Annotated in this window: 29 protein-coding genes; 1 reads left to right on the forward strand and 28 read right to left on the reverse strand. The window is 45.4% G+C overall.

From position 1 onward, the window contains the following. Positions 1-34: 34 nt before the first annotated feature. The 13 genes from CJP46_RS35270 to CJP46_RS35325 form a co-directional block, all read right to left on the reverse strand. On the reverse strand, positions 35-1,537 hold the full coding sequence (locus CJP46_RS35270; RefSeq protein WP_094600254.1) for a recombinase family protein: 1,503 nt from the start codon (positions 1,535-1,537) through the stop codon (positions 35-37). 173 nt (positions 1,538-1,710) lie between these two features. After that, the gene (locus tag CJP46_RS35275; protein ID WP_094600255.1) at positions 1,711-2,016 is read right to left on the reverse strand and encodes a hypothetical protein; all 306 of its coding nucleotides are present in this window, start codon (positions 2,014-2,016) and stop codon (positions 1,711-1,713) included. Between the two features lies 1 nt (position 2,017). Next, a complete protein-coding gene (locus CJP46_RS35280; RefSeq protein ID WP_094600256.1) occupies positions 2,018-2,641 on the reverse strand; it encodes a hypothetical protein in 624 nt (207 codons plus the stop codon). Then, positions 2,638-3,174, reverse strand: a complete 537-nt coding sequence (locus CJP46_RS35285) for a Panacea domain-containing protein (RefSeq protein WP_218831078.1) — start codon at positions 3,172-3,174, stop codon at positions 2,638-2,640. Before CJP46_RS35285 ends, CJP46_RS35280 begins: the two co-directional genes overlap by 4 nt. Before the next feature lie 282 nt (positions 3,175-3,456). Continuing rightward, complete coding sequence (locus CJP46_RS35290; RefSeq protein ID WP_094600257.1) at positions 3,457-3,840, reverse strand: phage holin; 384 nt, start codon at positions 3,838-3,840, stop codon at positions 3,457-3,459. Between the two features lie 13 nt (positions 3,841-3,853). Beyond that, positions 3,854-4,696, reverse strand: coding sequence for an N-acetylmuramoyl-L-alanine amidase (locus CJP46_RS35295; protein WP_179281456.1), 843 nt, complete (start codon positions 4,694-4,696; stop codon positions 3,854-3,856). Between the two features lie 600 nt (positions 4,697-5,296). Then, a complete protein-coding gene (locus tag CJP46_RS35300; protein ID WP_094600259.1) occupies positions 5,297-9,352 on the reverse strand; it encodes a tetratricopeptide repeat protein in 4,056 nt (1,351 codons plus the stop codon). 11 nt (positions 9,353-9,363) lie between these two features. Further along, entirely contained in the window at positions 9,364-9,741 is a 378-nt protein-coding gene (locus CJP46_RS35305; protein ID WP_256992667.1) for a glucosaminidase domain-containing protein, read from the reverse strand. 41 nt (positions 9,742-9,782) lie between these two features. Next, positions 9,783-11,459, reverse strand: coding sequence for a hypothetical protein (locus CJP46_RS35310; RefSeq protein ID WP_143813080.1), 1,677 nt, complete (start codon positions 11,457-11,459; stop codon positions 9,783-9,785). A 141-nt stretch (positions 11,460-11,600) separates the two neighbouring features. Further along, positions 11,601-11,747 carry a hypothetical protein gene (locus tag CJP46_RS36775; RefSeq protein ID WP_179281457.1) on the reverse strand — a complete coding sequence of 49 codons (147 nt, stop codon included), beginning with the start codon at positions 11,745-11,747 and terminating at the stop codon, positions 11,601-11,603. Positions 11,748-12,066: 319 nt separating this feature from the next. After that, entirely contained in the window at positions 12,067-12,867 is an 801-nt protein-coding gene (locus tag CJP46_RS35315) for a phage antirepressor KilAC domain-containing protein (RefSeq protein WP_094600262.1), read from the reverse strand. Beyond that, a complete protein-coding gene (locus tag CJP46_RS35320; protein ID WP_094600263.1) occupies positions 12,864-13,241 on the reverse strand; it encodes a hypothetical protein in 378 nt (125 codons plus the stop codon). The genes CJP46_RS35315 and CJP46_RS35320 overlap by 4 nt, the downstream gene beginning before the upstream one ends. A gap of 61 nt (positions 13,242-13,302) precedes the next feature. Continuing rightward, complete coding sequence (locus tag CJP46_RS35325) at positions 13,303-13,509, reverse strand: helix-turn-helix domain-containing protein (protein WP_094600264.1); 207 nt, start codon at positions 13,507-13,509, stop codon at positions 13,303-13,305. 88 nt (positions 13,510-13,597) lie between these two features. On the opposite strand from CJP46_RS35325, the gene CJP46_RS36780 reads away from it, so the two are divergent. After that, positions 13,598-14,194: a helix-turn-helix domain-containing protein gene (locus CJP46_RS36780; protein ID WP_179281458.1), complete on the forward strand. Its 597-nt coding sequence runs from the start codon at positions 13,598-13,600 to the stop codon at positions 14,192-14,194. A 260-nt stretch (positions 14,195-14,454) separates the two neighbouring features. Here the strand turns inward: CJP46_RS36780 and CJP46_RS35340 are convergent, their stop codons facing one another. The 15 genes from CJP46_RS35340 to CJP46_RS35395 form a co-directional block, all read right to left on the reverse strand. Beyond that, the gene (locus CJP46_RS35340) at positions 14,455-15,075 is read right to left on the reverse strand and encodes a stalk domain-containing protein (protein WP_094600266.1); all 621 of its coding nucleotides are present in this window, start codon (positions 15,073-15,075) and stop codon (positions 14,455-14,457) included. A gap of 41 nt (positions 15,076-15,116) precedes the next feature. Then, entirely contained in the window at positions 15,117-15,890 is a 774-nt protein-coding gene (locus CJP46_RS35345) for a hypothetical protein (protein WP_094600267.1), read from the reverse strand. A 1-nt stretch (position 15,891) separates the two neighbouring features. Next, positions 15,892-16,119, reverse strand: coding sequence for a hypothetical protein (locus CJP46_RS35350; protein WP_094600268.1), 228 nt, complete (start codon positions 16,117-16,119; stop codon positions 15,892-15,894). Between the two features lie 10 nt (positions 16,120-16,129). Beyond that, entirely contained in the window at positions 16,130-17,545 is a 1,416-nt protein-coding gene (locus CJP46_RS35355) for a hypothetical protein (protein ID WP_094600269.1), read from the reverse strand. After that, complete coding sequence (locus CJP46_RS35360; RefSeq protein WP_094600270.1) at positions 17,545-18,195, reverse strand: phage adaptor protein; 651 nt, start codon at positions 18,193-18,195, stop codon at positions 17,545-17,547. Before CJP46_RS35360 ends, CJP46_RS35355 begins: the two co-directional genes overlap by 1 nt. 2 nt (positions 18,196-18,197) lie before the next feature. Then, complete coding sequence (locus tag CJP46_RS36785; protein ID WP_179281459.1) at positions 18,198-18,356, reverse strand: hypothetical protein; 159 nt, start codon at positions 18,354-18,356, stop codon at positions 18,198-18,200. A gap of 1 nt (position 18,357) precedes the next feature. Continuing rightward, complete coding sequence (locus CJP46_RS35365; protein WP_094600271.1) at positions 18,358-18,624, reverse strand: hypothetical protein; 267 nt, start codon at positions 18,622-18,624, stop codon at positions 18,358-18,360. A gap of 13 nt (positions 18,625-18,637) precedes the next feature. After that, a complete protein-coding gene (locus CJP46_RS35370) occupies positions 18,638-20,305 on the reverse strand; it encodes a hypothetical protein (RefSeq protein WP_143813081.1) in 1,668 nt (555 codons plus the stop codon). Positions 20,306-20,321: 16 nt separating this feature from the next. Then, entirely contained in the window at positions 20,322-20,510 is a 189-nt protein-coding gene (locus CJP46_RS36345) for a hypothetical protein (RefSeq protein ID WP_143813082.1), read from the reverse strand. Between the two features lie 50 nt (positions 20,511-20,560). Further along, the gene (locus CJP46_RS35375; protein ID WP_094600273.1) at positions 20,561-20,803 is read right to left on the reverse strand and encodes a hypothetical protein; all 243 of its coding nucleotides are present in this window, start codon (positions 20,801-20,803) and stop codon (positions 20,561-20,563) included. Between the two features lie 13 nt (positions 20,804-20,816). Beyond that, complete coding sequence (locus tag CJP46_RS35380) at positions 20,817-21,701, reverse strand: Mu-like prophage major head subunit gpT family protein (RefSeq protein WP_094600274.1); 885 nt, start codon at positions 21,699-21,701, stop codon at positions 20,817-20,819. A 15-nt stretch (positions 21,702-21,716) separates the two neighbouring features. Beyond that, positions 21,717-22,151, reverse strand: coding sequence for a hypothetical protein (locus tag CJP46_RS35385; protein ID WP_094600275.1), 435 nt, complete (start codon positions 22,149-22,151; stop codon positions 21,717-21,719). A gap of 3 nt (positions 22,152-22,154) precedes the next feature. Next, positions 22,155-23,057, reverse strand: a complete 903-nt coding sequence (locus tag CJP46_RS35390; RefSeq protein ID WP_094600276.1) for a hypothetical protein — start codon at positions 23,055-23,057, stop codon at positions 22,155-22,157. Positions 23,058-23,178: 121 nt separating this feature from the next. Continuing rightward, positions 23,179-23,307: a hypothetical protein gene (locus CJP46_RS37335; protein ID WP_256992668.1), complete on the reverse strand. Its 129-nt coding sequence runs from the start codon at positions 23,305-23,307 to the stop codon at positions 23,179-23,181. A gap of 292 nt (positions 23,308-23,599) precedes the next feature. Further along, complete coding sequence (locus CJP46_RS35395; protein WP_094600277.1) at positions 23,600-25,516, reverse strand: portal protein; 1,917 nt, start codon at positions 25,514-25,516, stop codon at positions 23,600-23,602. Between the last annotated feature and the right edge of the window lie 31 nt (positions 25,517-25,547).

A 25,547-nucleotide genomic window follows, 5' to 3' on the forward strand; every position in this document is an offset into this window, starting at 1 on the left:
TCGATCATTATGACAATAGAGGTGCATATGAGCATTAAAAAGTAATAATGTTGACTTCCTCATTGTTAAATACCCGGACTTCTTTCACCACACGCCGGATTAGATTTTGTTTATCCTCAAATGTAAGTTCATCTGGATTCAAGGTAAGGTAATACTCCAATGTCTCCTGCAACAAGTTTCTGCTGCTTTCCATCTGCTGCATCTCATCAAGTTCTGAAGTGAGCTGTTCCAGCTGAGCTTTCAGATGTTCCTCTTTGTCCGCCAACTCCCGGAGCTCTTCCCGAATTTCATCCTCACCCATGCCTATATCGCTGGAGAACAACTTAATGAGTCTCTTCCGGGCTGCCCGTGTTTTCTCTAGGTCCCGTTCGATCCGGGCAATTTCTTTGTCAGCGAATGTATCCTGGCTTTCCTCCAAGCTGGCTGCTGCGATTTCTTCCGGCTGAGATAACCACTCATGAACCTTTTCCCATACGGCATTGTCCAGGTCCTCGCATTTAACCTTCATGCCGCAGCCTTTGAATTTGGCGCCTGATGTATTTTTGACATCTGAATATTCTAATATATACTTGCCCCAGTTCTTGGACCGGCGTCCCGTCATCGTGTTGTGACACTCTCCGCAGCGCACAAGGCCAGAAAGCAAATACTGACGAAGGCTATCTTTGGCAAACCGGCGCCTGGACTCCCCTAATAACTTCTGTGCCTGTTCAAACTGTAGCTTGCTAATAATTTGTGGACAATCCACGTATATCCATTCGCTCTCAGGTCGTAGTTTCATTTTAACTTTCTCGCCTTTGGGCTTATGTTTATTCCCGAGCATGCCCTCGGTGTTCCATTTGTTTTGCGCAAAGCGGCCGGTATACGTTTCATTCATGAGAATCTGCCGGACTACTTGCTTATGCCATACCTTGCCGCCACGTTTTGTAGGGATCTGGTTATCAGTTAAGTAAACAGCTATACCGTTGATACCTCTGGCGATGTCATTTGGTCGAGTGAACAGGTTAAATATGAGTTGAACCACCCTGGCCTCATCATCATTTATGACGTACTCGTAATTTTGCTTGTCGAAATTATATCCATATATAGGGCTGCCCTTAATGACCTTCCCTTGCTTGGCTTTTTCTCGCCGGCCGCGTGTCATACGCTCATTGATCTTGGCTTTCTCAAATTCCGCGATAGCACCACGCATGGAGTAAAATAGTTGGCCCTCTGGTGTTTTGGCATAGTCACCATTGATAAAGACCAATTCAACCCCGCGGCGCTCAAATTCGTCTGTTATGATAAGCTGCAGCATCAGCTTACGTGCTAACCGGTCCGGATCCAGGACAATGATCTTTGTAATGATGCCGTCTTTCACGTCCTGCCGCAGCCGGTTTAGGTCTGGACGCTCCAAAAACTCACCGGATATGCCCTCGTCCATATATATTTTGACTTCATCCGTCCCGGCCTTCTTCTTCCCCTCCCGGATCTGGAAGTCTATCGAGAATCCCGATCTTGCTTGTTCTTCGGTCGATACCCTGCCGTAAATGCCGATCATGTATTACCCTCCCATACTTCTCGATAAGGTAATGATAGCAGTCTAACCGAATCTTGTCATGAGATTCTCCAAGCGTAAATTCAACATGCACCTTTGCATCACCTCGATTGAGGATATGCAGTTACGGATTGTCCTCTTGCCCAAATAAAAAAAGAGCCGATATTCACGACTCTTTAATAGTCCATACTCCCTGCATGCTTCCAGACTCCACCAAGATACCAATACGTATCTACCCGTCCCTTAGTCCGAATGTTGACTGTCATGAACTCTTCAGGATCTTTGACCTCATCCAATGAGTAGTACCAATTCTTTTCTTTGAAGTACGCCAGAGCATCATAATACCATGAAGTTACCTGATCATTATCTTCGGCTGCATTGGCTATGTCTGCGCCGGTGCAGTCTGGCCATACTCCTTTAGCTCGCATATGCTGGGCAATGTATTCGCATAGTTCCAACATAAACGGGGATGTGATAACCACCTTATGCGCCTTCTTCCTTATCGTACAAACACTGGAGTAAATTAGTCTCAAGGGCTTCTTTTTCTTTAAGCAATGACTCGTACTCTTCTTTAAGTGTATCATGTTCCAATTGAAGTATCTCGTATGAAGATAACGGTTGTCTTGCTAAGACCAGATCTCTGTCACCTGGATAAAGATTATGGTCAGGATCAAACCAAACGACAAACAGAAGGTTTTCGATCAAAAAACCGTGTACTCTTCCTTTAGCTTGGGATATCGAAAACTGTGTTGTATCGTTCTCTATTTGCTTTACTTGCTCAGCTGTCAAATGATCATACTTATAAGTTACCTTGCTCCAATCATGCGAGTGTACTCTTAATGGCTTGCACTGCATGTACTCATTTAATGACATGTTGGATACGTTCTTCATTACTTCCATAAGATCCATAAACCAACTTTTATCAGCGTTTCCGCAATTAAAGGCTTCATGCTTTCCATCGAAGTATCTCCATGAAAATACGATTTTTTCTTTGCTGTATGATTCTAATGACTCCTTAAAAGACGGGGTTACAAAAGAACCTTGACGATATCCGTCAAGGTTTGGTCGTGGGATTCTGTTTTGTCTTTGTTGCCGCGGTCTATTCATAATCCCAGTTCCTTTTTGTAAAACGTAGAAATATCGTAATCAGAAAGTTCGTTGTTAGATGGCTCATACGGCTTCAAATCACCACGTGCATTCAGCCAAGGAGACTCTCGATGAGTCAGATATTCCAATTGATTCCCATCAAGGTCCCCGTAAGATTCGTATACTTCCTCGATAAATTCAAGAAGTTCCGGATCGGAGCCTATTTCAGAAGGTATGTATTGTTCGCGTTCGATGTTGCTCCATCCGTAACTCTTATATGTATTGTACAAATCGGGATCAACCGGGCCATGAATCCAAGCTTGAAAGTTATTGTCAAAAAGGCGTTTGTCGTTCAGGGCAAGATACCAAGAGTAAGCGTAATAGCATAGCTTTTGAAGCTTTTTCGGTGTCATGGGCTCAAAGTTCAGAAAGGTCTTAGCTATGCTGTGAACATTCACTGCAGAAGCTGTTTCTGTAGTCATTTTCCTCACCTTATCAATATAAATTATTCGAGCCATGGAATTCACCGCCCTTTTTAGATTAATTTTATTCATAAGTCTAACCCTTATGAAGGAAATATATATCCCATTAACCTAACTGGCAGTTAGTAAAACCCATAATTTGGCTCAAACTTACCTATCATATTACACTAGTTTTTTAAAAAAGAAAGAATAATTTCTTAAATAATAGGAAAATAAGACTATTCTCCGACAATTATCCAACAAAAAAAAGGGCCCACCATGTAGGTAGGCCGGTTGCAAAATCTTTGTTTTTTTAGTGAGATGGTTGCAATAAGCTTTTGTCAATATCAAGTCAAATTATTCCGAAAATTATTCCTAGCTTGCTTTATCTCCATCCTTCAGTGTCTTATTCTTATTGGCATTGTACTCCAGGCACGCCTTTTCAATCGCCGCGGTGATTTCCTCGACAGACAGTTTGATTCCTACGTCACTCAGTTTACTTGATGCGTAGGTAAAGGCCTTGTTCAGTTTGTTCCGGCTGGACTCGTTCTTGAATGTCGCCTCAGCATATGCAAAGGCTTCATCAGCGATCTTATGAAACAATTCGCGCTGCGCCTTATTTTTCATTGTATCGATTGATGCTTTGGCTTTGATCTGGAGATAACCGAAGCCGGCAAGAACCAAGACGCATAGCAGCTTGATGATTTCAACAATAATACCAGACAGTAACGGTGAAACTTGATCCCAAATGCTTTGCATGATAAAGACCTCCTTATAATTTTGGATAGATGATAACGTTATATGGTTCAGACTTTTCCCAATAAATGCGGGCGCCCAACTGGTCCGTCAAGTCCCGGGCCGTCACGAATCCTACGCCGTTAATCAGTTTGGTATCGACTGCATTGCCATTGATGGTAACCTTACCTTTGACATAGTCGATCGTACCTCCCAACATTTCGCCAACTGGACGGGAAGGAATCCAGGTGAAGTTGTTGATGTTATACCCGATAAAGGACTGGTTATCGACCGTTACGGTCATTTCAGGATAAGGGGTATTGCTTGGCGTTGGTGCTTTGGTATCTACCCTGAAGTACTCCTTCAAGCCTGACACGATTTCTTGAGCAAGCTTGGTTTGAAAATTCCCGTCAAACAGTATGGCCTCTTCTGTCGGATTGCTCACGAATCCCGGTTCCAGTAGGATTGCTGGCATGTTGGTATGCTTGGTGACGTACAGGTTTCCGGTATGCAGTCCGCGGTCCTTCAGCCCAGTTGCCTTGAGTACGTGCTTATGGATGACTTCGGCCAAGGCTTTGCTGTCGGCACGCGTATAATGCGTCTCAGTGCCCGTTGCAGTTGTGCTCGCACTGTTGGCATGGATAGAGATAAAGGCGTCTGCTTTGGCCTTATTAGCGAAGTCTGAACGCTCTTTAAGCTCCAGGAATACGTCCGTGCTTCGGGTCAGTCTAACCTCAAGGTTTGTATCATTTTTCAGCAGCTCGTTGACTTTCAAAGCAACGGACAAGTTGAACGCCTTCTCCTGATTCTTCTTGCTGTATCCGATGGCGCCCGGATCCTTAGCTCCATGGCCGGCATCAATGACGATTAGTCTTTTCATTCTGTTCATCCTCTCTGATTGGTCTCCCGGGCTCGTTCCCTCTGGTAATAATTTCGATGATGTATTTAAGCTCGTCCGAGCCACTTTCCTTAATGGTCTTATAGGACCACTTAATTTCTTCGACTGCCACTTAGACCCACCTAAACTTTCTATATTTTCTGTCGCCCATTTGCGCCATTCTTCATTGTCATCGGTAAAATAAACAGGGAAGTGGCTCTGCATCCACTTTCGTACCATCTTCATGCCAGAACGCTTGCCGAAGAGGTAGAAAATATAGATCAGAAACACTTCCCATTTCCAGTTATTCAGGTTTTTAATGATGTAATAAATGATTTCATATAGCAGTTCTATGAGGTTCCACAAGCTCTTCCACCACCGGATACAGCAGCAAGTCTCTAATTTCGGGCCCGAGTATGGCAGCTACCAATCGGAGGGTTCCCTCTGAAACGGTACTGCCTAGAGACTCTGATTCGTCCAATTCAATGTATTCCATCGTTCCCCCAACACAAAAAGAGCCCGGGACGCTTTCCCTGAGCTCTTTACGACGCATACTTTGCGATTTGTATTCTTAATTTACCATTTTAGGGATATTGCGTCAATCTATTTTATCTTCTGTAAACCAAATTCATCCATCAGTTGTTTACGGGCTACCTCACCAGACTTATCAAGGGCCTTCTCAACCTTCTTAACCTTGGTTGAGGTCTTCTTGTTTGGATCGATTTTGCTGATTCGTTTAGCCGTTTCCTCACCTTGCAGTTGCGACAATCTCGAGAATTGTTCCCCAGTAAGCTTGTTACCTTGAACCGTCTTTCCAGGTACCCGCGGTGCCAATGTATCATCGCCTGTCTCAGTGATAAGGTCCACAATTAATTGGGCTTCCGGAGAAAGCTTGTAACGGGACGCAAACCCTGGATTAAGGAAAACGTTAGTCAAGCTGTTGTCCTGATAATGCGTTTTAGGTTGTCCCAAGGTATCGAATTGCTTAGGAAGCTTTTCGGCCAGTCCTGGAATCTTGGCTTGTGCCTTGTTCAGTGTTTGCTCAAGCTTATCAGGCGAATAAGTCTCGCGCTTGTAGTTATCTCCAAGCTGCTTGACCTGATTAAAAGCAGTTGGTACGAACGATGATGGAATGTCGGAAAGAATATCGACAATCTTATCTGTTACAGTCTGTCCAGGATAACCGGAAAAAGCGTCATTAAGCCCCTTAAGGAGCGATTGCTCAGACAAGGTATTTACCCCGCCAGCAACGCTGTTAAATGCTGCACCAAGAGCCCCTGTTGTTGTCTGTTGGGCGTCTTTATTATCCTTAAGGTTGCTGTTGATATTCGCACCCATAGATAACGCCACGGAAACCGGCTGCATCCAATCGTAAGTGTAAAGTAGATCATTAGGCTTGAGAGCAGCAGCTTTAGGATCAAATCCAGACTCAACAAACCGTTGAAGAGCCGATAGATTGACTTGGTACTGTCCTTGTCCTGCTGATGTCTGTAAGGCCCTAATATCCTTGTCCTTACTCGCTTGTCCAGTCAAAATACCGTTATCCATCAAGTAATAGCCCATTCCAGTAAATCCTGCAGTACCGACTATTGCACGGGTAAGTGCCATCGTTGCTTCGGCGGGATCATTTTCAGCATAACGAGCTCCTTTATAGAGAATATATGCTGAACGAAGAAATCCTGCTGGGCTATATTCGAACGCTCTCATGAGCAATGCACCCGGGGTTTTAGGGTATTTCAAGATCAAATCACCGGCGCCAAAGTCTATAGAGCCTGTTGTTGCCTTATTCAATCCTCTTTTAAAGGTTGTCATGCCACGGGATATGAGGTTATTGTCCTGGAATGTCACATATTTACCGTATTTATCAGCAATTTGTAGTATGTTTTCATCTGCTCGAGTAATGAAATCCTGAACATATTGCTTTGTTGGTTTGATGCCTTTATTAATTGCATCAAGTGTACCGAGTTCACCCAACGTATTATTATATGCCCGCATATAAGCAGCGTTGTCAAAGCTTCTGAGAGCCGCACCAAGAGACTTTTCAAGGTAAGTCATTGGATTATACTTTCCGCGGAAAGCTTGCCCAGAAAGGTCAAATTGCGTCTCTAGACCGTTGATATTGACGCCTCTCCACCCTGCCTTTGCTCCCTCAAACCAGTTCTTCCAGAATTGACCCTGGTTATGCGTTCGGAAGGTGACGTAACGGTCACTGCCTGTGAGTTTGGACCGGGCAAAATCGATTGGGGTAGCCAGCAATTTGTTAAGGCGTTCAGCACGATAAAAGAGCTCGTTCCCCAATACGTTACGAACTTGGGTCTTAGGGTTAAGCAGCTGTGCCATGGTTTGGGTCGTACTGATCTTCTTCCATATGGATGGGTTATCTAGCGCTTGCAATATGGATTGAAGATCCTGAGAAGCCAAGCGCTTTTCTTCTCCTGATAGGCTGGACACTCTCCGGGCCAGCACCATGAGTGATTCTGCTTCTGCAGGGTCAATGTCCTTAGTCTTGATTACTTTCTCAGTGAGTCTCTCAGCCTTGCTTACCGTCTCACTAGTGATTTTCTTTGCTGAAATTCTCAATGCTTCTTCAGACCGATTGTAGATGTTGGCAAGATAAGGACGGATATCCTCACCAAATTCTTTTACCATCTCTTCAGACCAATCAGCGAATTTTACAATGCCCTTTCCGAGCTTTGAAGCTCCAATAATGGCGTAGTCTGCATATACGTCCAGTGGGGTCGAGCTTAGGCGATTACCACGCGCCTTCAGACGCTCTCTCGCCGCCTGTTCCTGGGCTTCAAGGAAGGAGACAACATTATCCCTTACCCTCTTGTCCTTCATCTCTCCGGGCAATTTAACATGCTTAGGATGGGTCTTCTTGGTAGTCTCTTTGATAAACTGTTTAGACTCATTCACAAACCGTTTAAGGGCGTCTGTTTCAGCAGACGTAAGCTTTTCCCCGGTTTTAGCGCGTTCAAGAATGCTTATCACATCGTTAGCCAAGCCCTTAACACCAGTCATCTTTTGCGTGACGCCTGCTAATTCAGTAAGTCGAGCAGCCATATCGGAAGTTACCTCAACGCCCTTCTTACCTGCCGGTAGTCCCTCGTTAGCCTTATTTGCTATCTGTTTGGCCCGAATCAACACACCTTCAGGGGTCAAACGGTTATAGATAGACAGAGACTGAATAAATTGACCGGCTTTTGTAGCCTCCGTAGCCACTTTGTCAGCGATGGATACTGCCATGTCATAATTGCCTTGCTGATTATAATGGTCGATCAGACGCTGGGCTGTTGCTGACTTCGTTGCATCAAATTTGGAGTCGTTCAGGACGTAGCGTGTGGCCTCGTCGATGTCCTTGGACACCTTGCTGTTTGCCTTTTGGACCGTTTCTGCATTGTTGATTGGCGTGTATTCGGACTGAAGACGATTTACAAACTCCTCAGGCGTCTTTTCAGATGCCTTCAATGTTTCCGCAAATCCTCTTTCCTTCGGCTTCGTCGGTGAATTGTTAATGATCGGCGCTTGTCCTTCGATAATCGGAACTTGGCTTTCAACCGGCAAAGGATTCGCCTGATTTGCCCCTCGTCTTAACATGAAACTCGGGATGTCCTCCGTTTTAATGCTCAGTGGATCCGTGATTATTCCCGTTTCAGCCGGAGGAATATTTTGATTAACCACCTCCGGCGTCTTAAGTGGTGCCGGCGTCCGCTCTGCAATCTCCGGTATTTTAACCGTTGGCTCCACCGAATCGACGGAATTAATTACGTTTGATGCTGCTCTTGAACCTGCCCGGTTAAGTGCTGCTCCAATACCACCACCTAATGCACCTAACCCCAGACCTGCTACGCCGCCGATAGCCGCGTCCGTGAGAAGTTCCCTACCGCTTGCATTACCGTCATTAAGCAAGTTCTGTGCAGGCATCTGAATGGTACCAGCGATCCCTTCAGTTAATGCGCCTCTGGCAATGCCTTGCGCCGTCTTTTGGCTTACACCTGGTATCGTTTTAGCGAGCGCATTAACGGCCCTCTGTCCTTTGCCTGTCTCAAGTAAGTTTCCGACGATCTTGTATGGTCCAGCCACCGTTCCGGTGCCAAATGGCGCACCAGATGGGACCAACATAGGTGAAATGTTCCGCCCAATCCAGTCGGCAGCCGAATCCACGGTTTTATTACCTGTCGAATCCACGGTATTCATAGAAACGCCTGGTATATTAGTTGCTCGTGATAAGAGGTTGCCTCCTGACCATCCACGAGTAACGGCATTCATTACAGTCGCGAATTGTTTAACACCAGGAGGAAGTTTATCAATCTCCTCCTGGGCTTTTTGGTATTCTGTTTTCGGGGTAGTGCTTGGCTGAAATTTAACCCCTGTGGTCTTTTCATATGATTGCTTCGCTGCCTGATCGCCATTAACTGCCCTCATAAGGGTAGATGAAGTAACGGGATTAGTTGCCGTCAACTGTGGAGGTAATGTTTTTTTCAATTCAGCTACACTTTTACCTTTGTTAGGCTCAAGCGCCTTTGGCTTTGGTCGAGTATCTGGAATCATTCCAAGGTCCATCTTTCTTTGTTCAACAAAGCTTAGACCACCGCCAGTTGAACTATCGCTAGATAATCCAAGCTGTTTTTTTCTCTTTTCGATAAACGAATCCGCCATGCTGCACCTCCTTATGAAAGCATCTTATAGTACTTAGACACACCGTTGATCCAGTTACTGTTAAGGTTATTTGGATCGTTGGACGCGCCTACCGGAGCGTATTTCTTTTGTATTTGTTCAATCGTCGTCAGACCCTTATCAATGTAATTACGCTTAAGATTGGACGCCATCTTATCGATTCCGTCTTGAAGTGAGCTAAAGGTCATCAGTCCATTCTTACCCATCATTCCGCCCACATTGTTCTTGTTCTTTGCAGCACTGCTAGATCCATTACCTGTCTCATGAATCGCAATAGCAGCAAGTAATGCAGGATCAATTCCATACTTTTGACCTGCTGAAACAAAAGCGTTTCCTTGGCCTTTTAATGCGCCACTCAACGTTTTATTCAAGTTAGCCCCACTTACCGCGCCTTTCGGGAGAGTGGGGCCTACTACTTTCCCGACGTTGGACTTGGGGCTGGTCCGTCCCATGGCAAACCATACCGTTGATAAAGCTTGTATTGGTCATACTCACTTAATGGCGCCGTGAGAATCTGCTTTTCAATAGCATCTGCATTAAGTAGCGAACCGTCATCAGGATCATATTTTGCTGCTTTATCCAAATAACTTGTAGCGTAATCCTCAGCAGTAACTGGTTGTGTACCCTGAGTTAATGAGCTCTTATATTTCTCCCAATCCAAATCGTTGCTGCTCTGATTAATAGCAAGCATAGCATCTTGATATGATTTCTGATCATTCTGGGCAAGTTCTTTAAGCGCATAATCAAGGCCATATTGACGTTTGTTTTCATCAAATTCAGCTTGCCATTTTTGATCTGTGATCGCATCTCGGGCTTTTTGATAAGCGAATTGTTCCAAATTAAAGTTGTTATCCCATTCGCGTTGCTGTTGATCCAACTGCTGTTGACTCTTCTGCATATCTAACTGTTGTCCCTGTAACGTTCTACCTGGATTCACCTGACTTGCTGAATTATAGGAAACATTAGCGCCAAACTGAGTAGGATCCAAGCCCATTGCTCTCATTTGATTACGAACAGTATCAGCCTGAGCGCTCAGTGCATCACGTTGTTCCTTGGTAATACCTTTGGTCTCAGCCTGTTGTTTCAGTCCTAACAGCGTGTTAATGGCTGTTTGTTGGTCTGGTGTCAGATAATTACCGGTTAATGCAGCATCGGCCCGGGCGTTATCATAACCGCGTTGTTGCTCTCCCGTTACGGAGTTCAGCGCGTTATACACATTACCAAGCTCAGTTTGAGAACGGGTGTCTGCGTATTGTTGCTGACTCATCAGTGGGTTCAGAATACTCATCACGTTGTTGTACTGCTGCTGTTGGCGTTCACGCTCAGCCGCTAGAATCTGAGGTATTACCTGTGTCTCCAGATAAGCAGTCGCATCGTTCTGAATGCCCTGTGCCCTTTCGCCAAGCGCTGTAGAGCGTCCGAATCCGGAAGAACCCATCGATTCTTGTGCAGCTCGTATGCCGGCCTGGGCCTGTTTGTCAGCCTGTGCTTTATAAGCTTCATATTCCGGTGTGCTGCGTGGATCTGAAACCTGCTGATTCTTTGCATAATCCATCAAGTATTTAATGGTGTCGTCGATCTGTGAACTGTATGGATTGTCAGGGAGCTTCGTATTGTTAACGATCTGGTTTTGAAGGTCTCCAATCCTTGTATTAGCCAAAGCATTGTTATAAACGCTCTGATTAGCATAGGTCGTGCCATTGACATTCGCCGATGGAGTAACAAACGGTTGATTGTTTAAGGTAACAGTGCCATTGCTATACCCGATTGAGCTCGGATTATAGCCAGCAGACTGCAAGGCCGAACGCACCGCCACACTCCCGGCAGGAGCTGAGTACGATGGAGCCTGATATGTTGGTGATGTTGTAGTTGTCGGCGTTGTTGGTGTCTTTGGTTGGGAATAGCTATTCCAGGCATTGTTGAAGTTTTGTGCGCTCGTATAAGCAGAACCATTATAGTTCTTATCTGCCTTCATAAAGTTCTGCCCGTTAACTGTTACATATCCGTTGGAATATCCTATCTTGCTGTTATCGATTCCTTTCTGATTAAGCGACTGACGTATACTTTGGTCATATACATTAACTGCCATATGTTCACTCCCTTTAATTTTATTTTGAAATCCGCTATTTTGGGGCCGTCTCTGGCTCTCATGGGATCATCTCCTGACGGTCTAGGTTTAATCTAGGGCATAAAAAAAGGGAGCCAGTTAAACTGGACACCCTTGGGTTATTTAAACTATGAGATCAATAAGATTGTTAAGTGTTAGTACAAATTCTTCAAACGTTGTATTCTTTACTTTCTCAATTTTATTTCTTAGAGCTATAAACTGCTCTGGTGATGCTGTAGAGATGAACTTCTGTAATTCATCCTCGCTCATGTGCACCTCCTAAATTTTAGGGGAACACTGATCTCAACTCCATAATTGTTATGTAATTCTCTAGGTGTTTGGGACAATTTTCCGCATTTACAATGCTTCCATTGCCTATAGTCAATATGTTACAATTGGGTTTAGAAAAGTGTTACCCATTTTTTCCAGTCTGTTACCCTGTGGATCCGCCAAGAAGCACTAGGTAACAAGAAGAGTCGCTATATAGCGGCTTTTTTTATTTGTAACATTTCATGTAATCACTCCCTTCCTGTACTATACAGTTTATCATGCAATGTAGGGGTTGATAAATACCTAAATAAGTACGGCATTATCTCGCATCAGGATACTCTTTTTCGATATTCGGCTTGATACCAAGTTCTGTTAGTATTTGATGGATAAAGATTCTACCTCTCTGCGTCCATTTAGTCATCATTCTAACGTCCGGCGCACCGTCTCTGTGGGTGAAATTAAATGTTTCAGACTGTGTGTATCCTTTATCAGCATAGTTTTTGTAAAGAACCCATTGATCACCAACTTTATACTGTACATTTTGATCCTTCAAAATCTTATTGAGTTCATTTGCAGTCAGTCCGTAATCTTTTGCAATTTGAGTCGTGTTCACTGTGCTTTTTGACTTCAAGATGATGTCATAGTACGCGATCTTCGGAGCAAGTTCAGATACCTTTCTCTCAAGTAGCAATTTCCCCTCTAGCAAGATCCGTCGTTCTTTTTCTTCTTCAATCCACTTTTCTGCTCGAATAATTGGATCATCAATCATATACGAGTGTAAATGAGTGACTTCCTTCACGCGGTAATATTCATCAACCAGCATTTCATATGCTTCCCACGCTTGGTCAGTATTTAGTGATTTCGCGTGCATCCAGGCACCTTTTTCAGTCCATAGGTAGACAATATTTGCATTTACTGCGATTCCTAAATTTTCGGATTTGCTCTTAAACGATTTTAATTCCGCTCCCTGTAAAACATAGAAATGCTTATCTCTTTTATAACGATCTTTGTTATTGTTAAAATTGTTGCTGATTGATTTATTGTCTGTTCCATAAGCTTCCGCAAGTTGATGTGATGTTAAGACTCTTTGCTCTTTATAAATAATTGGATGTTTACTCATGGCGTTTCTCCTCTCATTTTAAGAACTTGAATAAAATCAGAATACCTATCATAATTTCGTTGTTTCAGTAAGTTCAGGTATGTCAGCGTGTTGCTAACACTTATCCACCAATTCAATTCATGTTTTTCATAAAAATCCTCATTATTCATGAGCAGTGTGTCAATCATTAAAGAATCCATGTTCTTTTTCTCAATATCTTTAATTATTACAATCCAGCGATCAAAACCCATCATATCTTCTTGTCTAACTTCCTTTTGCATCACTAGCCATTCGACTCCATTGACGCCTTGAGACAGTTTATCTTTGATAATTTCATTTTCCATCTCATATGCTGCTCTTCGTTCTTCGTACCAAGCGTTGAATGCCTCAACCACATTTAATCCTCCTTGTTATATTCCTAAATGGAATGTAAAATAGTGGTGCGCACATTTTGAATTACATCGCTTCTTCCAAAAGGTCATCAATATGACTTACTTCCAGGATGTTTTTTATTTTTCGTGCGACATCAAGTGAAACATTTTCCGGATTTCTTTCAAGCTTCCCATAATAAGACTGAGAAATTGACAACTTATCCGCCATATCTTTTTGTGAAAGGCCCTTAGTTAATCGGAGAATAGTAATCCTATTTAGATTACGTTTCATGTTAATCACCACCTTTTAGTTCGTTTTGGACTACATAAATAATAATACGCTCAATTAGGAATACTTGCAAGTGCTAGGAGGAATTTTTTTGTCTATTTTTTCTGATCGCCTAAAAATGCTACGCGAACAGGCCGGTTTAACACAAAAAGAATTGGCTGAAATGCTTGGCATGTCTCAATCTAACTACTCGAAATATGAATATGGAACTCGGGAACCAAACTTAGAAAACATATATAAATTAAGTGATATATTAAATTGCAGTATAGATTATTTATTTGGCAAGGAACCTCAACGTATTGAAACCGAAGCTGTGCCAATGCTTAAAGATGTCATTGACGAGAAATTGATATTCGATGAAAGTTCCTCATTATCGTTACCTAAAGAATATACAGAGGGTGAGCCGACTTTTATATACAGAATGCCGGATAACTCAATGACATTGTTGGGACTTCATAAGGGAAATTTCGCAGTAGCAAAGATGACAAATGATATTAATGAGTCAGATATTGTTGTTGTTAAATTGGATGATGAAATCTTGGTTAGAACTATTTCTTACTTAGATGACAAGATTGTACTTTCACCATCCACTACTAAAATGGCACCTCTCTTAGTTGATAAAGATAAAGTTAAGATAGTCGGAAGATTGATAGGTATATTTAGAGATTTTTCTAATGACGAAATTTAGCCAACACAAAAGGACCCTCAATAGAGAGTCCTTTTTTTCTTACATCCATTCATCACTGCCCTGAATTTTTTATTACTTCCCAGCCATCTTTTACTGTGAATATCATTGTTTTACCCGTTATAATATTTACTCTGACTGGATATTTGAATCCACTTCCATTGGTGTATTCCACGTACTTATAAGGCGTAGGATAAATTAGGAATGCAAATGCAATCATCAGGATCAATCCGGATACGACAAAAGCAACATACTTTTTCATGTTACTTCTGCAGCTCAGCCTCGAGATCTGCTTTTTGCTTCTCCAGGTCCGCGAGTTGTTGTTTCAGGATTGGAAGGTCGCGTTCGGCATTGTCGAGGTTGGTTTGAGTGGTCTCAATTTTTTGAACATATCCATTATACTCAGCCTCGCTATATCTTGGAGAACCTTCAGCTTTAAGCTTCTCTAAAACATCCAACGTCTCTTGGCACTGTTTGATGAAATTCAAGCTGCTTTGTTTGTTCGATATTACATTTTCAGCGTTGCGAAGTTTGACTTTCACTTCGCCAATTTGTCCATCCAATTCATTTATTTTCACTCTTATTTGATCTGAGTTATCTTGAATGGTGGATGTACTTCCAGAAGACAGATTGACTTCTTTCGAATCCACTTTGGTTACCTCCAACCCCATTTCGTTAGCAGTTACGCGTAACGGAACATATGTCGTACCGTTAATCACGGCCCCACTACCGATAGATTTGTTATTGATTTTCACATCAAGGACTTTTCCAACCTTACTTCCCAACAAACTGTTAGCAGCCGCGTGTATTTGTGGCGAGAAAGCCACCGTAACCCCCAATGCAAAACCAGCCAAAACTAATGAAAGATTGCGAAACTTCTTCATCTACCGCACCTCATTGTTAGATTTTGGCACCATTATAGCACTTAATTCTGAACGTGGGAATGTGCAGCAATTCCAACCCATGTTACAGTTCCTCCACCAGCAACCATTAGTTGAGTTCCTGTGGGGATTCCACCGTTAAAAGGACCGGCCGAACTCGTCTGTACACCAGATGATGCTTTACCTAATAGTTGTTGATAGAGAGTATTGCTCGTATTAGTATCAAGCAATTCGTCAAAGCCGACACGGACATGCCCTCCAGGTACTCCCGGGATAAGATTTATATCGTTTGATGCCTTGACTGTTAGATCGTAGGATGAAGAAATAATTGATTGCGATGACTGTTGATACATGAACATCGAACCTCCGCCGCCTGCAACAAGGAACTGAGGCGAACCCACCGGAGAAGCCGTTGGATTAATTGTAATGTAACTACTTGGCGAAGCATAAGCCCCAATCAAATCAGAGTTGGGGTCCATTACGACCATCGGATACCCACTTTGGCTACGGATCAATGCTCCCGTCATGGTCACATATCCGTTTATGTTGGCCGTGAAAGTGTCATACGAACCGTTATTAATCCGCATGCCGCCACCGTCAATCTGAATGAAGGCGCCGGCAGCTAGGTCTGAACGGATGGTTACAACGTTGGCATCTATGGTTCCTGCTGTTATGTGGTCAGCCGTAAGCGATACGACATTCAATGAATCCAGGTTAACCAGCAGGTTGTTGTACTTGGATACGATATCGTTAATCTTATCCTTCAGGTCCTGGAACTCTGCCCAAGGAGGTACGCCCGATAAATCCGGTACTGGCATATCACATCATCCTTTCAACCGCACTGTACGCCTTTCTGATCGCTTCAATGCGCTGGTCAATGGACTTGATGCCTTCGCAATCTTCAACGGATTCTAAGGCCGCTCTGTCCATCTGCAGGCTGAATATTTGCTGTTTGTATTGAATAAGACGCTGCTCAATCATTGATTTTCTTTGCTCTGCCGGAAGTTCAATGTAATTCTTCTTCGCCATTGTATTTACATTTTCCATAATATCCTCCTTATATTTGAACAGGATGAGTTTTAAAGTAACGTTCAAAGCTGTATAAACGGAATGGGCCGGTACCTGAGAACCTGAACCTGATCCAGTTGGCGATAGGTACCACGTCCAATGGCACAATGATGTTCTGATTCTGTGCTGACGATGAACCTTGTATCGGATCGCCTATGGTCTGCCATGTGTTCCCCTGGTCCGTCGATACTTGGAAAGTTACCGTTGTTCCTGTCGGCGCGTACATCTGGGCATGGATTTCATTATATTCCTTCTCAGCCTCAGAACGGTCAAAGTCTTTTGTCTCAACCATCCAGGCGCCTGTTGTCGTTGCGGCGTTCAGCTTATAGGTCATGCCAGCCACATTCCCGGCGTACACGGCATTATTGAACCGGACACCGTATAAGTATTGTTCGTTAATTCCGGCCACCTGCCACGTTTTAAATCGGGTATCATACACCAGACGGATATTAGGCTCTGTTGCAGTATCGATAACAAGATTGAGGTAATACCGGAGTCCGTCCGTGAAAGCACAGCATTTGCTCAGATAGGTCTGATTGATCCGGCTGATGAACGTGCGCACTGGCTCACCAATCCGGTTCGCTGCACCGGCTGCTCCTATATAAACATCATCTTGCCCGAGCCATGCTAGGAAAGAGCCCATATCCACCAGCGTTTTGGGATTGACGCACCCGATATTATCCGAAGATGGCACCAAACGATAAAACGCCCTCGCATCTCCTGTGTGGTAGATCAATGCGAACGCGTCTTTTTTGAATACCCATATGCAGCCGCCAAAGGTGGTCATGGCCGTTACCGGACCGCCGTTGGCCGTGTAATACTGAACAATGCCGCTGTTCTCGGCTGAACTCCAATCCGTGGCATCTTGGAACGCACAGTAATGAATCTGATCCTGCGATTCGTCACTTGGCACATTGGAGATGAACACCCGAAGGTTATCCGCTGCCACGATACGGCCTTTAGGAGCCGATGAGAGCGTGTTTAGTGTTGACCCATTCCAATACCTTACCGTGTCGCTTCCGTTCGTCAGAATGAGCGCTGGGCCGTTTATATCGAAGTTTGCGGCGCTCCAGTCAATTGAACTGAATGATCCGCTGATATTGTTCCATGTTCCGGATGAATTGTATTGCAGCGTTGACCCTACCGCCCGGACCAGCTGCGTGCTTCCGAAGTTGGTTAACAGGTACGTCCTTGCATTCCCTGATGCACCGTAAGCAACTGGCGCCTTGGCCGTGGACTTTGCCGGGTAAAATTCGTCTGTGTCCCATCCGTACTCATTTACGGACTGTTCGTCCTTGATGTCAAAGCTGTTGATCCCGGTGAAGATGCCGCCCGATAACATTACCTCTTGCCGGCTGTCGCCCCGGGTATCAAGGTTTCTAGGGTACATCTGCCATTGTGCCATTATCTCCACCACCTACATCCATGGTTTCCGGCTCGAGGCATCACGTCGATCGGCGTTATCCACTCAGGCTCGTCTGTAACCTCTTTCCACAAGAAATCATTGATTAATTCCTCTCTTGAATTCGCGTAATTGCTGACCATCACGATATCCTTTCTGGCCTCAGCAATCCGCCGCAGGACACCATACTTTAGGATTTCCAAGTACTTATCAGGTACGGATATCTGTGAAGTACCATCTACGATGGGCGATGGACTAGCATCCAAGAAGAAGTAAACATAGCGCCCGGTCAAATCCGCGTTAGGGACGTTGATGTAGATTTTATCCGATCCCAGGAACGTGTACCATGGGGAGTATTCCGCCACGACGTTGTTGAAATCCCGGTAATACGGAAGATCATCGAATACCGGATTATCCTTGTCAGCGTTTATTTGAATCGTCGCTGCCCGTACCTGATCGATGTATTTAAGCTCATCAGGCCGATAATAAAGCTTAGACCCAGTAACCAAGGGAATTGGCACCGGGTCTCGCTCGATCTTGAAGTTATTGAAGATATCGTTTTGTTCGTCGTTCATCCACCCGTACTTTTGGGTATCAGTGAATGTATTCCGGTATCGAAGGTTGATATCCGGCAGCAGTTCAGATGCCAACATGGTTACTCACCGCCTGTGATTGGGGCACGTTCTGTCGCCTTGATAGTATCTGCTTGCTCAGCCGAGATCAGCTGCTTCTGTACTGCAAGGTCAATCTGTTCAACGGTTGCCCGGTTGTTTACCCAGTTACGAAGGAAAAGGTTATACACTGCATCGCTCATTTTACGCGCCTCCTAATATGATTTGCATGATAAGCTCGTCCTGGTCGGCTTGAGACTTTTCCAACTTCTCCATTCTGGTTAATTCGACTTGTGCAACGTCAGGAACGTATTTTTCTTCTGACCATTGACCGTTTTCGTATTTGCGGTAAACGTAATAATCATAGTCATAATTATCGATCAATACATGTTTACCGTCATCAATCATGCCAAGGGCTTGTTGAACACCGATGCACACGTTATTTTCATTAATAAGTGCTAAATTTACCAAGACTATCTCCTCCTTATGGAAATTCAACTACAAAGTAGTTAATTGTACTCGCTCCAGTGACTGTATATAAGGTCAGACTACTGTTCGAAACGAAACTAGCCCTCTTTAAAACTGCTGAACTTGACGAGTTTGTAGACTTATAACTCATAAAAGTAATCGTTTTAGCCGTATTAACGATAGAAATAGTCACGCTTGTGGTACTATTTCCTGAGCCTGCTATTGTTCCCTTCTGTAAACTTTTCAAGTTTTGGAACTCTATCAATTCCCACCGTGCACTTGTTTCAAATGTGGTTGTCTCAGAGTTTATTGAAAACCGTATTGTGGTAGAATCAATTATTTCCCCAAGCACCTCAGCTTGTGCCGGAGAGGATGTATCTGAAACCACATCTGTTTTCAAGACAGTATTAGCAATATCTATTGCTGACACAGGAACATCAATTGATATTATGCCAGCCCCGTAAAACCGCGTGACTCCACGTTGGACGCTTTTTATATTTCCACCAGTCAAAGTACCAGTGACTCCAAATATGGAAACTCCACTCTTGATATTGGCTGCCACAAGATTTGCATCACCGGCTACCATACCTCCGGATGTGTATCCTGCTGCAATATTCTTACTTGCAGTGCCTGGTGTTATCGTTCCCAACGCCCCGTTATTCGGCATCATCCCTGCCGTCCCGGCAATCGTTGTTCCAGTAAGAACCTTGGAAGCGTCAAACGTAACCGCCTGAACTGACCCGTTTCCATCGTGATACCCTTTAGGAATCGGCTTGATTGTTGCTCCAGGCGTAATTGTTACCGCGCCATTATCAGGCATATTACCTGTTTGAACACCGTTATCATTGGTGAAGGTTTCGCCGGCAATGACTTGATCAGGTTTGGCCGTACCACCGGTTTGCGTTCCCGGATCCAGCGTACCTGTGACATTGAAGATTTGAACGCCAAGACGAATGTTACCTGCCTGAAGGTTACCGCTGCCAGCCACGGTTCCACCGGTTGTATATCCAGCCGGAATAGATTGATTCGTGGTGCCGGGTGTAATGGTCCCAAGGGATCCGTTGTTAGGCATCGTTCCCGTGATAGAACCAGCTGCATTCGATGCAGTCTGCCCTGCAAGCAGTTTGTCAGCCGTAGCAGAACCGGTTGCTTGAATGACGTTGCCCGTCACTCCAAATATTTGAACATCCTTTTTGATGTTGCTTGCAATAAGCTTGTCGCTACCGGCCACGGTGCCGCCGGATGTATACCCTGCTGGGATGGTCTGGTTTGTGGTTCCTGGTGTAATCGTTCCAAGACTACCGTTATTGGGCATTGTCCCTGTTCCGGCGCCCAATGTAGTTGAATACGTCTTGCCTTCAAGTACATCCGCGTTTGTCGCGTTTCCTTCGGCCAGAATGGCACTCCCTGTCACTCCGAAGATATCAACGCCTGATTTGATGTTGGCCGCTACAAGGTCAGGGTCACCCGCGACCGTTCCGCCTACTGTGTATCCCTCTGGAATAGGAATATCAGCCGTTCCGGGAACGATGGTGCCCAAATCCCCGTTATCTTTCATCGTCCCTGTCTGGATCGCCAGAGAGCCCGGAGATACGAAGGATTGGCCTTCTCGCACATCCTCAGGCGTTGCACCAGATCTGAGTAAACCTAGCTGCTGGCTGACCATAGAAGGTACTGAATTCACGTTACCACCTCACTATTCATTCACTCTTTGAGACACGTCCTCTTCGACCCCTTTTGTTTTGCAGTCCTTCAGCGATCAATTCCAATTGCTCAGGTTCTTCTGCCCCCTGCAGCAACTGGTTCAAGTTCACGTTTAGTTGTCGAAGTTCGCTCAGCAAATCATTTTTCCAGCGTTCTTCTGGTGTTACTCCACGAAAATGGTTCATGTTTTACCTCACAGTACAAAAATAAGGGAGAGCCGAAGCCCTCCCTACGTTTATTTATCTTCCATCAGACCGGCATTCTGTAGTTCAGTAAGCAGCAAATTGAAGTTCTTTGCCACAAATACCGGGTCTACATCGCCTTTAACATTGATGGGTTTGATATGCTTGATCTTCTTGCTAGGAGAAGATTCCCCGCCCTGACCGGGAAGGATTTCTTTACCCTTAACAAAAAGACGTTCGAAGTCAGTTGGTGCCGACTTTGGAATGGGTGCTGATTGATCAGGTAACTTAGACAACGTTCATCCCTCCTTAGACTGGATCTGAACCTACGATGTGGCGCCAGTTGGCAGCTTCGTTAGCCTCACGGAAGTAACCTAGCCATTTCTGAGCCCCGTTGTCCTCCATGATTGCCTTTTTCTTAAACTCAGGCTGTACGCGCCAGATGTGATTGATCTTGTGACGTGGGCCCATGATCAACCAGCGGTCCGTTGTATCCCAGAAGTCGTTGACCACCAGTTCCATATCCGGTAGTACGTTCTTGTCATTGTTCACTGTACCGGCCACCAGTGCAGATTGCAGGATTGTTGCTGCTGTGAACTGAAGAGCTGCCGGAACGACCAGCTTACGAGGCGTAGAGGAAATTTTCTTTCCGCCTTCGTCGCGCTGTGTACGGAAAAGGATGATTGCATTCTTAAGAGAACCATCAGAAAGTTCCTCAGTAAGCTTGTTGTCCTGTGTACCTCCGGAGTCACCGAAGTTAGGGTGAACGTCAGAGATGATTGGAACGCCATCATAAAACGGCCGATCGTACAGCTCGTTGAGGAATCGGCCAAAGTTTTGTTCGACCGTCTCACGCCCACCGTGACCAGCATCACGAGCCATATCAGCAACTTCACCATACTTGGCGTCATCGATTTGCTCACGCGACATAACCACTTCAACGCCGAATGGCTCGTACTCCGTTACGATCAATGGACCTTGCTTAAAGCGTTGTTCCTTGGCGTTCTCAAGTTCTTTCTTGGATTGCCATGCACCGATGCCGGCAATGATTTGTGTGGTGTGGTTGTTGCTGTCACCCGATTTGTTATTGGCAACCCGGGACCATTGTTCCGGCTCTTCGTCCCAGCCCTCGAAGAATGCTTCGTCAATTTTTCGTGTATAAAGGTTGTTAAACTGTCCTGTGCTCATCGGCATATCGGATCATCCTCCTTAAAATACCAGACCAGTGGAAATAACCACGTCTGCTGTTTTGTTTGTGTTGTCATAGGCGATAACTTGGCACATGCCATCGGTTGTATCGTCCAGGTTGATGGAGTTTTTGCCTCCAAGATCAAACTTTGTGGTGTAAAGATCAGCTTCCGTCAGGGAGGCCTTGGTTGTGCCCGCATAAGGGAACCGAAAGACAGAGTTCTTAAAGAGCGTCACTCCAATATTGTCATTGGATGAAACCGTTCCACCAGTCGTAATGTCCTTGTTCGCTACGCCGATCAGTGTTGTAGAACCGGAAGCAGCGACAACCACTTTGCCTGTTGCCGCATTAATTTGCAGCGCATCCCCTTCTTTGATGGTTTGGTTCGCACCAACGTTAAAATATTTGACTACCGCCTGGTTACGGCCGTCGATCATCTCAATAAATCGTGCCATGTATTAGGCCCTCCTTTGTTTTTGTTTCCATTTGCGGTACGATTCCAGGTCATTCGGCATATCCATCAGTCGCCGTGCTTCCTTATCGGAAATACCGGCTTCTTTTGCGGCCAGTTGAATTTCAGGCGGCAATGGCTTTTCGCTCGGAATAGAACCAGTCTCGTCCTTTTGGACAGTGCGCTTTGCTTTTGAACGCTTAGCGATTTCTCGCTGTTGAGCTTCCCTTTGCAGCTGTTTGGCTCTCTCTGGACCACCAATAGCCCAATACGCTTGTTCGGCTGTCAGGCGCCCGCCAGAATCCTTAATAAGCTGCTTGATGGGCTCTTTCATTTGCTTGATTCCGGTAAACTCTGGCTTGTCTGCCAATTCACCGATTTGAACCGTTACTCGCAGGTCATGCAGTTCATCGGACTGACGTTGCTGTTCCAATTGTCCTTGAAGGTAAGCTTGCGCCTGATCCTCATCCCAACCTTGTTCATAAGCCAACTGCGCGGCCTGCTGCTGGATTCTGTTACGTTCAATGGCTTGCTGTGCTGTCGCAGGATCAACACCAAGCTGGTCAAAGAATGCTTTGTATGGATTGAACTGTTCCTCGTATTCCTTTTTCAGCTGCTCCTCACGCTCAGCAAGCTTACGTTTCTCACGCTCTAGGGCCTTCTGGAAGGCTGTCTTTTGCGCTTCGGGTAGATTGATATCCCCCTCATCTTCAGAATCGTCTGGTGTGTCTTCTGATGCGTCAGGATCGATATCGTCATCCTCATAGTCGGAAGTGTCTTCAACTTGTTCATAGTCGTCGACGATCTCCGGCTCTATTTCCTCTTGTACAGCGGCATCCTGTACGTCCGGTTGAGTGTCCTCAGCGGTCATGCCCGAATCACCTTGTTCACGCCATTCTTGCAGATTCATTGCCAATTCCTCCTTGTTTGGTTCCCGGCATCAGAACCCATGTCATGCCCGTGAGCACTGTTCGCCCGGTCAGCACCGAATTGTGCGTATAGAAAAGGGCCATCCCTGCTCTGGGACAGCCCTACTTACCTGCTTTTTTGTTGTCAACCTTTCCGGTAACCTTGTAATCCTTTTTCAGCCCAATCGTCCGATTGTTCTCACCGTACCCTTTCTGGGTTGTGGTGCTTGCATTGGTCTTCTTGTCGGCCATGTCCTCACCACCTTTCGGTATTCTTCTTATCAGTCATCGGTAATACCCTTGTCTGATGTGGTCCTTGACGCGGTGTGTTTTCTCCTTTACTGAAAAGGTGCCGCATGTCGGGCATATTGCTCCGTTTTCGTGATAAAGACTTGGTCGTTCGCATTTAGGGCAAACCGGCAAATTAGCCAGTGGATCAGAGGCTCCATGCCGCATTTGATTACGTATGAAGCTACCAATCACAGGGTCACCGCTCAGTAGGTGATACATATAACGCTCTTCCTTTGAAGTCATATACCTTGTGTTAGCCAACTAACTCACCTCCCGGTACAGGGGCCGGCTGTTGTTGACTCTGCTGTAATTGCATTGCCGCAGCTTGCAGCACCTCAGGCGGTACTTGTGGCGCCCCTTGTGGTTCCGGCATTGGTTGTTGAGGCATCATGCTAGGATCCATTGGAGGCGCGCCCGGTGGTGCTCCAGGTGGTGCTTGTTGCGCTGCATCCGGCTCGTCATCGTTCTTAAGCGGCAGCCCCATTTGATTCCGGAGATAATCCCGCAGCTCGTTGTACTTGATGACTCGGCCCTCAGGATATGTGATATTACACAGATCAAGCAGCGATTGGTAAATAAACGCTTTGTCGGTCGGCAAGCCATCACCAATATTCAGCATGAAATCATACTGTGCATCACGAGTCATGGCCTTTTCATTCGTGTTGCCTTCCCCATCTTCCTCATAATCAGTTAAAGGAACCAGACTCTCTTCGCCTGGGACATCATTTGGAATCAGGATAGGACGTTCTTTAAGCTCGGCTGGGTTGAAGAACTGATAATCCGGTTCCTCCCCGTCGATCCTTACCCACATTTCGTCATCCCAGTTCTCGATTACTTCGTCAAAAAGAAGCTCCAGCACCTCAGACCAACCATCCTTGAACATCTTGGCCTTATGAATGACGCCTTTCTGTCCGGCCTGCTGCAATGCCACAATAGCCGCTGCAGCCGTAACCTGACCGGGCTTCTCGCCTCTTGTAACGTCTGACCGTCCACTTACCATATCCGCCTCGGCAAAAGCCTTCTCACGGCGAACAATCACGTCTGAGCCAACATTTTGCGGAGGTACGATCGACCAAGCGTTATGGTCGCGCATAGGAATACGTAATCCCGGTCTGTTGTCCCATTTCCGGAAGTCGAACCTTTTACCGGCTCCTTGCCCCACAACGATTTGTGGGTTGCCTGATAGCCGGCTGTTCATCCGAATTTGGTCGTCAAGCTCATTGATAAGGTCCTGCGTAGGCATCAGCAGCTCAACGTCACCATATCCCCATGCTGTACCGCGCTTCAGGTAGCAAGGGATCATGACAAATGGATATTTATTCCGGCGTTGTACCTTCACATCCTTATCTCGGCTGTCTTCCAGGACGATGTTATTAGCCACATGAACGCAGTACAGTTCGCCGTCTTCGTCCTTCATATAGCATTCCAGCACCAAAGCACGTTGAGACGTTTCAGGACTTACCTCGTCTGACTGTGCGTCCGCAAAGGTGGACTCAGGATCATACGGAACCGTTACCTCACGGCGTACATATTTACCCCACTTCTCGAACTTCTTCCTAATCCAGCTCAAAGGCCGCGGAACGGCATGAATGACAAATTCCCCATCCTGCAGCAGGTCGGAACGAGCTACTTTAGGATCAGGGAAGAAGTTGGCCGGGCTCACCGGATCAAATTTAGGAAGGCCACGCCCATCCAGTTCATCATCATCGAACCACACTTTGATGATTGTGGTCCCGAGTTCCAAACGGTCATGTTCAGCAACGTTCATTTTGGTAGGGAACTTATTGCGATACAACACAAAGTCCATAAGGTTCTGGGTCTGCTCTGCATACATATCGTCCGATGGCTCCCAGCCTTTGGCGGAAACGTTGAAAGGTTTGTCCACCAGATCACCAATCTGACTCTCGATAATCGAATGAATCATATTGGTTACGCTGCCAGGGTGGTCATGGCTCTGCTGTGGGTTCTGTCTGCTCTGCTTGTAGTCGTCGCATTTACGCCACATCGTTGGTAATCCAAGGTTCTCTTTAGCATCCCATGCCGCACGGAATAATTGCTGCACGCGCTGCGCTAGCTCTTCTTTCTCCTCAGATTGCCGTGGTATGAGACCGTCATCTTTTCGATGCTCGTCTATGATATCAATTGGCTTATCTTGATCGTTCGCCAACATGCTCACCTCCTATCTAAAGTTTTCCCATCCA

It is taken from the genome of Paenibacillus sp. XY044, assembly GCF_002257645.1.
GTDB lineage: Bacteria > Bacillota > Bacilli > Paenibacillales > Paenibacillaceae > Paenibacillus_AQ.

Coding starts and splice junctions, on each gene's coding strand:
- CJP46_RS35270 (WP_094600254.1), bottom strand. CDS start 1,537: ATGATCGGCATTTACGGCAGGGTATCGACCGAAGAACAAGCAAGATCG.
- CJP46_RS35280 (WP_094600256.1), bottom strand. CDS start 2,641: ATGAATAGACCGCGGCAACAAAGACAAAACAGAATCCCACGACCAAAC.
- CJP46_RS35285 (WP_218831078.1), bottom strand. CDS start 3,174: ATGAATAAAATTAATCTAAAAAGGGCGGTGAATTCCATGGCTCGAATA.
- CJP46_RS35290 (WP_094600257.1), bottom strand. CDS start 3,840: ATGCAAAGCATTTGGGATCAAGTTTCACCGTTACTGTCTGGTATTATT.
- CJP46_RS35295 (WP_179281456.1), bottom strand. CDS start 4,696: ATGAAAAGACTAATCGTCATTGATGCCGGCCATGGAGCTAAGGATCCG.
- CJP46_RS35300 (WP_094600259.1), bottom strand. CDS start 9,352: ATGGCGGATTCGTTTATCGAAAAGAGAAAAAAACAGCTTGGATTATCT.
- CJP46_RS35310 (WP_143813080.1), bottom strand. CDS start 11,459: ATGGCAGTTAATGTATATGACCAAAGTATACGTCAGTCGCTTAATCAG.
- CJP46_RS36775 (WP_179281457.1), bottom strand. CDS start 11,747: ATGAGCGAGGATGAATTACAGAAGTTCATCTCTACAGCATCACCAGAG.
- CJP46_RS35315 (WP_094600262.1), bottom strand. CDS start 12,867: ATGAGTAAACATCCAATTATTTATAAAGAGCAAAGAGTCTTAACATCA.
- CJP46_RS35325 (WP_094600264.1), bottom strand. CDS start 13,509: ATGAAACGTAATCTAAATAGGATTACTATTCTCCGATTAACTAAGGGC.
- CJP46_RS35340 (WP_094600266.1), bottom strand. CDS start 15,075: ATGAAGAAGTTTCGCAATCTTTCATTAGTTTTGGCTGGTTTTGCATTG.
- CJP46_RS35345 (WP_094600267.1), bottom strand. CDS start 15,890: ATGCCAGTACCGGATTTATCGGGCGTACCTCCTTGGGCAGAGTTCCAG.
- CJP46_RS35350 (WP_094600268.1), bottom strand. CDS start 16,119: ATGGAAAATGTAAATACAATGGCGAAGAAGAATTACATTGAACTTCCG.
- CJP46_RS35355 (WP_094600269.1), bottom strand. CDS start 17,545: ATGGCACAATGGCAGATGTACCCTAGAAACCTTGATACCCGGGGCGAC.
- CJP46_RS35360 (WP_094600270.1), bottom strand. CDS start 18,195: ATGTTGGCATCTGAACTGCTGCCGGATATCAACCTTCGATACCGGAAT.
- CJP46_RS36785 (WP_179281459.1), bottom strand. CDS start 18,356: ATGAGCGATGCAGTGTATAACCTTTTCCTTCGTAACTGGGTAAACAAC.
- CJP46_RS36345 (WP_143813082.1), bottom strand. CDS start 20,510: ATGAACCATTTTCGTGGAGTAACACCAGAAGAACGCTGGAAAAATGAT.
- CJP46_RS35380 (WP_094600274.1), bottom strand. CDS start 21,701: ATGCCGATGAGCACAGGACAGTTTAACAACCTTTATACACGAAAAATT.
- CJP46_RS35385 (WP_094600275.1), bottom strand. CDS start 22,151: ATGGCACGATTTATTGAGATGATCGACGGCCGTAACCAGGCGGTAGTC.
- CJP46_RS35390 (WP_094600276.1), bottom strand. CDS start 23,057: ATGAATCTGCAAGAATGGCGTGAACAAGGTGATTCGGGCATGACCGCT.
- CJP46_RS37335 (WP_256992668.1), bottom strand. CDS start 23,307: ATGGCCGACAAGAAGACCAATGCAAGCACCACAACCCAGAAAGGGTAC.
- CJP46_RS35395 (WP_094600277.1), bottom strand. CDS start 25,516: ATGTTGGCGAACGATCAAGATAAGCCAATTGATATCATAGACGAGCAT.